Origin of the sequence: Citrobacter sp. NCU1, assembly GCF_010231475.1 — a bacterium.
GTDB lineage: Bacteria > Pseudomonadota > Gammaproteobacteria > Enterobacterales > Enterobacteriaceae > Citrobacter_D.
Genome location: NZ_NRDO01000098.1, coordinates 1 through 9712, shown reverse-complemented (window position 1 = coordinate 9712; position 9712 = coordinate 1). Strand labels below are relative to the sequence as shown.

Annotated in this window: 9 protein-coding genes and 1 pseudogene; 6 read left to right on the top strand and 4 right to left on the bottom strand. The window is 49.1% G+C overall.

From position 1 onward, the window contains the following. Positions 1-113: 113 nt before the first annotated feature. Complete coding sequence (locus tag CJP72_RS23950; RefSeq protein ID WP_162383745.1) at positions 114-1697, bottom strand: phosphoethanolamine transferase; 1584 nt, start codon at positions 1695-1697, stop codon at positions 114-116. 267 nt (positions 1698-1964) lie between these two features. Then, positions 1965-2093, bottom strand: a complete 129-nt coding sequence (mntS, locus tag CJP72_RS23945; RefSeq protein ID WP_162383744.1) for a manganase accumulation protein MntS — start codon at positions 2091-2093, stop codon at positions 1965-1967. Between the two features lie 185 nt (positions 2094-2278). Here mntS and mntR point away from each other — a divergent pair, with 185 nt between their 5' ends. Next, complete coding sequence (mntR, locus tag CJP72_RS23940) at positions 2279-2752, top strand: manganese-binding transcriptional regulator MntR (RefSeq protein WP_162383743.1); 474 nt, start codon at positions 2279-2281, stop codon at positions 2750-2752. After that, positions 2749-3858, top strand: a complete 1110-nt coding sequence (locus tag CJP72_RS23935; protein ID WP_162383742.1) for an anion transporter — start codon at positions 2749-2751, stop codon at positions 3856-3858. Before mntR ends, CJP72_RS23935 begins: the two co-directional genes overlap by 4 nt. A gap of 72 nt (positions 3859-3930) precedes the next feature. Here the strand turns inward: CJP72_RS23935 and ldtB are convergent, their stop codons facing one another. Next, on the bottom strand, positions 3931-4851 hold the full coding sequence (ldtB, locus tag CJP72_RS23930; protein WP_162383741.1) for a L,D-transpeptidase: 921 nt from the start codon (positions 4849-4851) through the stop codon (positions 3931-3933). 342 nt (positions 4852-5193) lie between these two features. Between ldtB and CJP72_RS23925 the strand changes: the two genes are divergently transcribed. The 3 genes from CJP72_RS23925 to CJP72_RS23915 are packed head-to-tail and all read left to right on the top strand — an operon-like array spanning position 5194 to position 8029. Next, positions 5194-5556 carry a GtrA family protein gene (locus tag CJP72_RS23925; RefSeq protein WP_162383740.1) on the top strand — a complete coding sequence of 121 codons (363 nt, stop codon included), beginning with the start codon at positions 5194-5196 and terminating at the stop codon, positions 5554-5556. Then, positions 5553-6482 (top strand): glycosyltransferase family 2 protein, encoded by a 930-nt coding sequence (locus CJP72_RS23920; RefSeq protein WP_162383746.1) that lies wholly within the window; start codon positions 5553-5555, stop codon positions 6480-6482. The genes CJP72_RS23925 and CJP72_RS23920 overlap by 4 nt, the downstream gene beginning before the upstream one ends. Next, positions 6482-8029: a DUF6056 family protein gene (locus CJP72_RS23915; RefSeq protein WP_162383747.1), complete on the top strand. Its 1548-nt coding sequence runs from the start codon at positions 6482-6484 to the stop codon at positions 8027-8029. Before CJP72_RS23920 ends, CJP72_RS23915 begins: the two co-directional genes overlap by 1 nt. 59 nt (positions 8030-8088) lie before the next feature. Here the strand turns inward: CJP72_RS23915 and CJP72_RS23910 are convergent. Next, a pseudogene (locus CJP72_RS23910) lies at positions 8089-8256 on the bottom strand (NADP-dependent isocitrate dehydrogenase); the annotation flags it as partial. Positions 8257-8431: 175 nt separating this feature from the next. Here CJP72_RS23910 and CJP72_RS23905 point away from each other — a divergent pair. Next, the gene (locus CJP72_RS23905) at positions 8432-9466 is read left to right on the top strand and encodes an IS110 family transposase (RefSeq protein WP_162383738.1); all 1035 of its coding nucleotides are present in this window, start codon (positions 8432-8434) and stop codon (positions 9464-9466) included. The last annotated feature ends 246 nt before the right edge of the window (positions 9467-9712 follow it).

Genomic DNA, 9712 nt, shown 5'->3' with positions numbered 1-9712 from the left:
TGGTAACAGAGCCTTACAGGCGCATTTGAAAAACCTCCGGCTATGCCGGAGGATATTTATTTGTCTGAAAAGATGAAAGCGACGGGGCGATATGGCATCCCCCCGTTCGGTTATCACGATTTGGTGTCGAAGATGTCAGTGCCCAGATGGTTGTAATCCACCTTCTGTAACTTGAAGTTGGTGATGAAGATAGGCCCGGCTTTCTGCTCAGAGAGGAAGCGGTATTTGAGGCTTATCTCTTTGGCGCTGATCCCGGTCCATTGGGCGAAAAAGCCCAGGAAGTCGTTAGCGGAACGGCGAGCTTTGATTTTGCGGTGCGCTTTATCATCGCTGGAGATGACCATAAACGGAACCTGGAAGTTCTGCTGGAATTGATCATCATGTGCCAGATATTGCACCTCTTTTCCACGCTCTTTAAACGCCAGACCGTGATCGGAGAAATAGACCATCGAGAAACTGCTACCACTATTGCGCAACTGCTCGTACAGCTGGCGCAGCAGATCGTCGGTTTGCGTCATGGTGTAGAGATAGCAAGAGGTCTCTTTTGACTGTACGAATTCTGTGTATTTGCCTTTCGTACGGTCGCAGGCTTGTGGGTGAGAACCCATTAAATGCAGTACGATGAGCTGCGGTTGTGTACGCTCGGTTTCGAGTACCTGAGCGGTCATTTTCAACAGCGCTTCATCACTGGTGTTTTTGTCCGCTTCAAAGTTACCGTTTTTCAGAAAGTGCACTTCATCAGCACGCTCCGCAATGCTGGCGATGGCCGTATCGTACTCGCCGATTTGCCCCTGATTAGAGAACCACCACGTCTGGAAACCGGCGCGGTTGGCCAGCGTCACAAAGTTATCCTGATACTGCGGTTGATTATCCACTACGCGGTTTAGCGTCAGGCCAAGGGATTTTTGTGTTGATCCGCTCGCCGCAACGTAATCCATAAAGATATTACCGTTGACCGTGCTGGCAAAGGGGGTGTTATCCCAGTGACCGCCAAACGCCCCCAGCGCGTCCCGGCGCGCACTTTCACCAATCACCACCACATAGGTATGGTATTTGGGTTTGACCGCCGTTACTGTCCAGGTGTCTTTCATACCGGCCAGTTTCGCCATTCGCGCCTGTTCGTCAATCACCTCATTGTTATTGACGATAACGTCTTTGACGAAGCGGAACACCGGGTAGCCCGTATCTTTCAGTTTAAAGACGCCGCCCCATGCCAGGTTTTGTACGGGGGCAACAAAGAACGTGATGATGCTAAACAACAGGCACAGGCTGTTGAGCATATTCCAGGGTTTCTTTTCGGTCTCTTTTTTGCGGCGAATGGCAATTACGCCCAGCGCAAAGATGAAGACAGCCACCAGGTAGTTGTACCACGGGAAGATCGTCAGGATCTCGGTTGACTCTTCCATGTTGGTCGAATGCATCGCCAGCAGGGTATTAAAGTTAGGCGAACCGTATGCCTGGCCGAACGGGAAATACATTGCGGCGATCAGTGAACACACGCCGATCAGCACCTTTTGCGCTCGCGGTGCGCTGCGCCAGAGCAGCAGCAATATGCAGGCAAAGGCCGCGCTATAGAGCAGACTAAGAGGGTAACCCAGTGCGAGATTAATCAGCAAAGATTGTAAAAAGTAAAAGGCCGTCCACGGGTTAATGACCCGGCTGCGGGCAATAAGCGAGTCTTTGAGGGTTAAATTCATATGCCACTATTACAAAAACGCCATGTGCTTACCCTGGCGCAAAGGGTTAATGCCTGCCTGAGAGTGCGTGAAGAGGATATCTGCGTGCCGCAATATATGCAGGGATGCCAGAAGATAGAGCTTGCTTATGTTTAGGTCAACTACTACAGCGAAATTGTTTTGCGAAGAGGATAGCAAATCAGACAAAAAGAAGGGGTATTTGCGCTGAACCGAGAAAATGAGCAGTAGTGAAGGGGCGAAGATGAAGCGGCGTACCGCGACGCCGCGTTAGTGTGAGGAGGGTTTATCCTGCTCTGGTTTGCCATTGATCATGTCGCACAGCATTGAGATCAGCATTAACCGTACCTTAAAGGGAGAGTGACTAAACACGCGCATACACCTCTTGAATTCGTTCATATAAACCTCCTACTTATCGATCCCATCAATCCTTGAGGGATGACTGTATTACATACAGATATAGCACAGGCTATATTATATAGCTATTGCTAAAACGTTAATTTTTTGTGCCAGGACAACTCTGGTTTACAATGGATCCTCTTACATCAGATACAGTCAATGCGTCACAGTCATGGGGAAGCAGAATGAGTCGTCGCGCAGGTACGCCAACAACAAAAAAAGTGACGCAATTAGTGAATGTCGAGGAACATGTCGAAGGTTTTCGCCAGGTCAGAGAAGCGCACCGTCGTGAACTGATTGATGACTATGTCGAGCTGATTTCCGACTTAATCATTGAGGTCGGGGAGGCGCGTCAGGTCGATATGGCGGCCCGACTTGGCGTTTCGCAACCCACTGTCGCCAAAATGCTTAAGCGACTGGCGACCGTCGGGCTGATTGAAATGATCCCCTGGAGAGGGGTGTTCCTGACCCCGGAAGGGGAAAAGCTGGCGCAAGAAAGTCGCGAGCGTCATCAGATCGTTGAAAATTTTCTGCTGGTGCTGGGCGTGAGCGCGGATATCGCGCGCCGTGATGCGGAGGGAATGGAGCATCACGTGAGCCAGGAAACGCTGGAGGCTTTTCGGCTGTTTACACAAAAGAACGGAACGGCATCTGAATGAGTCTTCCCTTTTTGCGAGCGCTCAGGGGCGATCGTTTTTTTCAGTTATTGATAATTATCGGGATTGGCTTAAGCCTTTGTGTACCGTTTGCCCCTCGTCGGTGGTTCGCTGCCATTGACTGGCATACCATTATTACCCTCAGCGGTTTAATGCTGCTGACAAAAGGGGTCGAACTGAGCGGTTATTTCGACGTGCTGGGGCGCAGAATGCTTCGCCGGTTTGCTACCGAGCGTCGTCTGGCGCTGTTTATGGTGCTGGCGGCGGCAGGGCTGTCGACGTTTCTGACTAACGATGTGGCGTTGTTTATCGTCGTCCCTCTCACCATTACCCTCAAAAAACTGTGTGCGATCCCGGTTAACCGGCTGATCATTTTTGAAGCGTTGGCGGTGAATGCCGGTTCACTGCTCACCCCCATTGGCAACCCGCAAAATATATTACTGTGGGGACGCTCTGGCCTTTCATTTACCGCCTTTACCTGGCAGATGTTGCCGCTCGCTGTCGCAATGATGCTGACCTTAGTGGTGTTGTGCTGGTTCTGTTTTCCGACGAAAGCGCTGCAATACCATACCGGGACGCGCTCGCCAGAGTGGCAGCCGCGGCTGGTGTGGTGCTGCCTCGGGTTGTACATCGTCTTTCTCAGTGCGCTGGAGTTGAAGCAAGAGCTGTGGGGGCTGGTAATTGTAGCGACCGGATTTCTGGTACTGGCGCGCCGCGTCGTGTTCAGCGTGGACTGGACGTTGCTGCTGGTGTTTATGGCGATGTTTATCGACGTGCATTTATTAACCCAACTTCCCGCTTTACAGGCGATTTCAGGTCATATCGGCACGCTTTCCGGGCCGGGACTCTGGTTGACGGCTATCGGACTGTCGCAATTTATCAGTAACGTACCCAGTACGATTTTACTGTTGAACTATGTACCGCCTACGCTGTTGCTGGCATGGGCTGTCAATGTCGGTGGTTTCGGTCTGTTACCGGGCTCGCTGGCAAATCTGATCGCATTACGCATGGCGAACGACCGACGCATCTGGTGGCGTTTCCATCTGTATTCGTTACCGATGTTGCTATGGGCGGCGTTGGTAGGGTATGGGCTGTTGCTGTTGAGATAGCGTTTAGACAGGGTGTTGGCTGGCGTGTTAAAGGCCCGATAAGCATAGCGCTATCGGGCCTTTTTCATGGAGTTAGTTCAGGCGAACCGGCATACCAGAACGGTTCTGGATAGCTTGATCTACCACAGCCTTATCGACATCCGGCTGGCTGGTTACGCTCTGTACGCTCTTGGTCAACGTAATCGGGACTTCCTCGGCGCCTTCAAACTGAGCTTCAGTGGTTGACAGCGGGTTATGTACCTCGATGTAGCGGCTGCCGTCTGGCTCGGTGGTGGCTTTTACCGGTTCATCAATGAACTGAACGCGCGTACCGACCGGAACATTCTCAAACAGGAATTTGATGTCTTCGTTACGCAGACGCACACAACCGTGGCTCACGCGCAAACCGATACCAAAGTTGGCGTTAGTTCCGTGAATGGCATACAGGCGGCCAATGTACAGTGCGTACAGACCCATCGGGTTATCCGGACCGGCAGGCACGACCGCAGGCAGTGGTTCACCCGCAGCACGGTATTCGGCGTGCATTTTTGCTGTCGGCGTCCAAGTCGGGCCTGCTTTTTTACGTTCTACCTTGGTGGTCCAGTTAATCGGAGTATCTTTACCCAACTGGCCAATACCAATCGGCAGCACGATAACGGTGTTGGTGCCTTTCGGGTAGTAGTACAGACGCATTTCAGCGCTGTTGATGACCATACCTTCATGCACGGTATCCGGCAGGATCAGCTGCTGCGGAATGTTCAGCACCGTACCGCCTTTCGGCAGGAAGGTGTCCACGCCAGGGTTCGCTTCCAGCATGTTGGAAAGCCCCATCTGGTATTGGGCAGCAAAATACTCCAACGGCTGGGTGTTGCCTTCCGGGACAGTGATGACCTGGTTTTGACCAATCACCCGGCTACCGTCTGTCGGTAGTGGATACGTAACGGCTGAAGCAGTGCTGCAAAAGCCAACAACAGCGAGTGCCGCCGCGAAAAACGTTGTCAATTTCATATTCATGTTCATTTATGCGAGATTCATTGCCAGGCAGGCTATTGGGTTGAGAGTTCTGTAGTGTTGGGAGCGCATTATATGTGCATTCGGGTTAACAGGGAAATCAGATGTGTACGAAATCACATTTTTCCCTTGATCTGACCTTTCGTTTTTACGCCCACCCTCCTGACAATACGCGATCTTTTTGAAGACTTGTGGCATAATATGCGGTTTGTCACATATTTTTCTCAGGAACGCTGACCTGCGATGTTAGAGGATGCGTGATCTAATCCCTCAATTCAGTAAAGGTTCGATTTATTCAACAAAGCTTGATAGGCTTTGCAGAATCTCAACCTATTGATTTTAGTAATGTTAAAATTATTCACAAAGTATGCATCAATTGGCGTACTTAATACTGCCTTGCACTGGTTCATTTTCTCAATATGTGTCTATGCCTTCCACACAAGCCAGGCGCTGGCAAATGTGGTCGGGTTTGCTGTGGCCGTTAGTTTTAGTTTCTTTGCTAACGCACGATTTACCTTCAAATCCACCATATCAACCACTCGCTATTTGCTGTATGTCGGCTTTATGGGGGCATTGAGCGGTATTGTAGGTTGGATAGCCGATGAGTGCGCAATGGCACCAATTATTACGCTTGTTATCTTCTCTGCAATCAGCCTGATTTGCGGATTTTTTTATTCCCGGTTCATAGTTTTCAGGAAGATGAAATGAAAATTTCATTAGTGGTTCCCGTCTTTAATGAAGAGGACTCGATCCCAATTTTTTATAAGACGGTAAGAGAGTTTGAGGCATTAAAGCCGTTAGATGTCGAGATCGTTTTTATCAATGATGGTAGTCATGATGCCACCGAATCAATTATCAGCGCCCTGGCTGTCGCCGATCCGCTGGTCGTACCGCTCTCGTTTACGCGTAATTTTGGTAAAGAGCCAGCGCTCTTTGCCGGTCTGGATCATGCAACCGGTGATGCGGTAATCCCTATCGATGTGGATTTACAGGACCCGATCGAGGTGATTCCACATCTTATTAAAAAATGGCAAGCAGGCGCTGACATGGTGCTGGCGAAGCGTACCGATCGTTCGACTGATGGCCGGTTGAAACGCAAGACCGCTGAGTGGTTTTACAAATTGCACAATAAAATCAGCACGCCCAAGATTGAAGAAAATGTGGGTGATTTCAGACTAATGTCCCGCGATGTCGTGGAAAATATCAAATTATTGCCTGAACGAAATCTTTTTATGAAAGGTGTACTTTCCTGGGTAGGCGGCAGCACCGATGTTGTTGAATACGCGCGGGCAGACCGCGTTGCTGGCGATTCGAAATTCAACGGCTGGAAACTCTGGAACCTGGCGCTGGAAGGCATCACCAGCTTTTCCACCTTTCCCCTGCGGATCTGGACCTACATTGGCGTTAGCGTTTCCGCACTCTCTCTCATTTATGCCGCGTGGATGATCCTTGATAAGCTGCTGTGGGGCAATCCTGTTCCAGGCTACCCCTCACTCATGACTGCTATTCTCTTTCTCGGCGGCATTCAGCTTATTGGCATCGGCATTCTCGGTGAGTATATTGGCCGCGTTTACACGGAGGTTAAGCAGAGACCTCGTTACATCTTGAAGAGTAAAAACAGGACGATGGAATAATTACGACCATGCTAAAGTTACTACCCAAAGCGGCGATTTTGCTGCTGGCTTTTTTGGCTATATTTCTCATTGAGTGGTTCACACCAATTCACTCAGACGACTATCGTTACTATCTTTTGGGGATCTCGCCGGAGTCTCATTTACATCATTATATGACCTGGAGCGGCAGGATCATTGCCGATTACGCTAGTTCGCTGATTCTCTATACACAATCACAAATTATCTATTCCGTTGCTGCGGGCTTCTCTACGGTTGCGTTCTGCTACTTCATTGTTAAAACACCATCTGGCACGCTAAGCTGGACGAAAGTTGATTATATTTTGTTCCCGCTGATTTTTTTCACCTACTGGATTTCGAACCCAAATTTAGGACAAACCACCTTCTGGGTTGTGGGCGCGGCAAACTATCTTTGGACTAACCTTTTCGTCGCGGCATGGTTGTTTTATATCTACCGTATCACAACCCAAAATATCAAAACGATCAACCTATTAATCGCTTTGCTGAGTTTTATGGCGGGTTGTTCTAATGAAAGCGTCTCGCCTTTTGTCTCCTTGCTTTCTGTGCTCACCATCGCGTACGAGTTGTGGCGTACAAAGTCAGTTTCAGTCAATAAGATTATCTACAGCATCAGTGCAATCCTGGGATCATGTGTTTTAATTCTCTCTCCGGGTAACTTTATCCGCGCCAGCGGAAAAGACTTTTGGTATGGGAAATCCATTTTTGAACGCATTTTCATTCACCTGACTGAACGCGTGCATAATCATCTGGCACTTATCTGGATTGGTTATGTCGTATTGTTTCTGCTGGTGCTATTGGTTATCTTCAATAAGCAAATTCGCGCAAACATTCAAAAGAGCCATCTTGTTAGCGCAGCACTGGTGGTTTGCATAGGTCTGGGCACATCATTAATCATGTTTGCCTCACCCTCCTACCCTGACCGGGTAATGAACGGGACCTTCATGTTCTTTCTGCTGGCCATTTCTTTCCTGGCTCATGGCTTATTAACCAGCGGTGTTAGAGCGGGGGTCACCGGTACGGCTGCCGTTACCGCTCTATGTGGAATAACTTTCTTATGGTCTTATCCCATGATGTACAACGCGTACGAAAAAGCAGCCCGTCAGGAAGTGGTCAGGCAAAAAGTTATTAGCCAACAGCTTGCGACAGGAAAGCAGGCGTTTACCATCCCTGATTACTATTTTGTCAAATTGCAAAACAGTGGTGGTCACTTTGGCTTCTTCCACGATCCCGCAGTCTACGGCGACTATTATGGTGTTCAGACAATTATCAAGGAGAAAGTGAAGTTTGACTATTCAGTGGTTGCTGATGGGCAGCAGCATAAACTCGCTAACGATACTGTGGCCTACAGTAATACGGAAGGTGATTTAGTCGTTATTAGCCTGACCCCACTCTCCTTGCAGATGGCGGTAACTGTCGATGGCGTGAAGAAAATTATTCAGCCTGAAAAGATGAAACAGGCAGAAATTAACCAACAATTCTGGTACTACGCGCCCATCGATAAAGGTGAGGTTACAGCAATCTCGCTCTGAACCTCAGTGATAATAAAGCCCCGCTCTTTACTTAAAGGCGGGGCTTTACGCTATTTTAATTATATATTCGCGATAATCGCGTCGCCAAACTCTGAACATTTCAGCAGTTTAGCGCCTTCCATCAGACGTTCGAAGTCATAGGTTACGGTCTTAGCTTCGATAACGCCTTCCATGCCTTTAACTATCAGATCAACCGCTTCGAACCATTCCATATGACGCAGCAGTAACCATTAACCAGTTTTTCCCGGTATGCAGTCGTTAGTCCTGGCAGTGTCATTCATTATGCCTCAGGTGACAGCACGGTTGGAGGATATCAGATTGTAGTGATGTGATGGACGTCCCTCCCTCAGCGCAAGTCCTGCCACACTTATGCTGAGTGTTCTTTTTCTGAGGTACTGCATCATGAACGCGATTAAAGTCATCGGTATCGATCTGGCTAAATCTGTCTTTCAGGTCTGCGTCTGGATAAATGACGGGAGCATTGCATTTAACCGTAAGGTTTCCCGGGCTAAATTGCTGGATATCATTCGTCAGTTTCCTGCCGGTTCGATCGTTGCAATGGAGGCTTGTGCTACTTCGCATTACTGGGGGCGCGTTTTTCAGTCAATGGGCTTTCTCGTCCGACTTATCCCCACACAACACGTAAAAGCATTAACGCATCACCAGAAAAACGATTCCAATGATGCCCTGGCAATTTGCGAGACAGCGCTTCGCCCCGGTATTCATTTTGTTGCTATCAAGACTATTGAACAACAGGATATCAAGGCTCTTCGAAGTGCCCGTCAGTTGATGGTAGAGCAGCGAACAGCTTTGGCAAATCAGGCCCGGTCACTGGCGGCAGAACAAGGGATTGAGATCCCTATTGGGATTCATGTATTACAGCATCGACTGCCGGATATTATTGAAGATGCTGAGCAATTAATTTCCCCCGTGCTGCGCCAGTTACTGCATTCGTTGCTCGGGAACATACACGCACTTAATGAGCAAATTCTCGTTACGGAGCACAGTCTTGCAGCTCTTTGCCAGCAACAACCCAAATATAAAGTGCTGATGACAATACCGGGTATTGGCCCGCTTATTGCCGCAGCGTTTCTGAGTGAAGTGAATGCGGAGCAGTTTACTCACGGGCGACAATTATCTGCCTGGTGTGGTCTGGTTCCCAGACAACATAGTTCAGGTGGGAAAAGCAGTCTTTCGTCGATGACCAAAAACGGGAATCGCGGCCTCAGGACGCTGATTATTCATGGCGCCCGTTCTGTAATGCACTGGGCGCATAAGCGAGATGATGCATTGGGTATATGGCTGAAACGTCTTACTGAGCGAAGGGGCAAAATGAAAGCCACGGTCGCACTGGCCAATAAACTGACTCGCATCGTCTGGCGATTACTGACCGAATCAACAAGTTTTAATATTAACAGGGCTTTCGCTATGAGCTAAGCATTGTTGTATGTGAGGAACCCTATTCCTCCTGAGTTTGCAGGTACTGATGAGAGAACGGTAAACCGACCCTGTAACAGCCTGAAGTGTGCCGAGGTAGTAACATACCGGTGTAGTGATAAGGAAACAGGGGGCGGATGACATCATGGCGCGGGTAAATTAACCCACTAACGACGCCGGATATATGGCAGCAAACCGTATCAACTCAGAGCTTGCACAGCGCGGGACGTCCATATATGGCACACT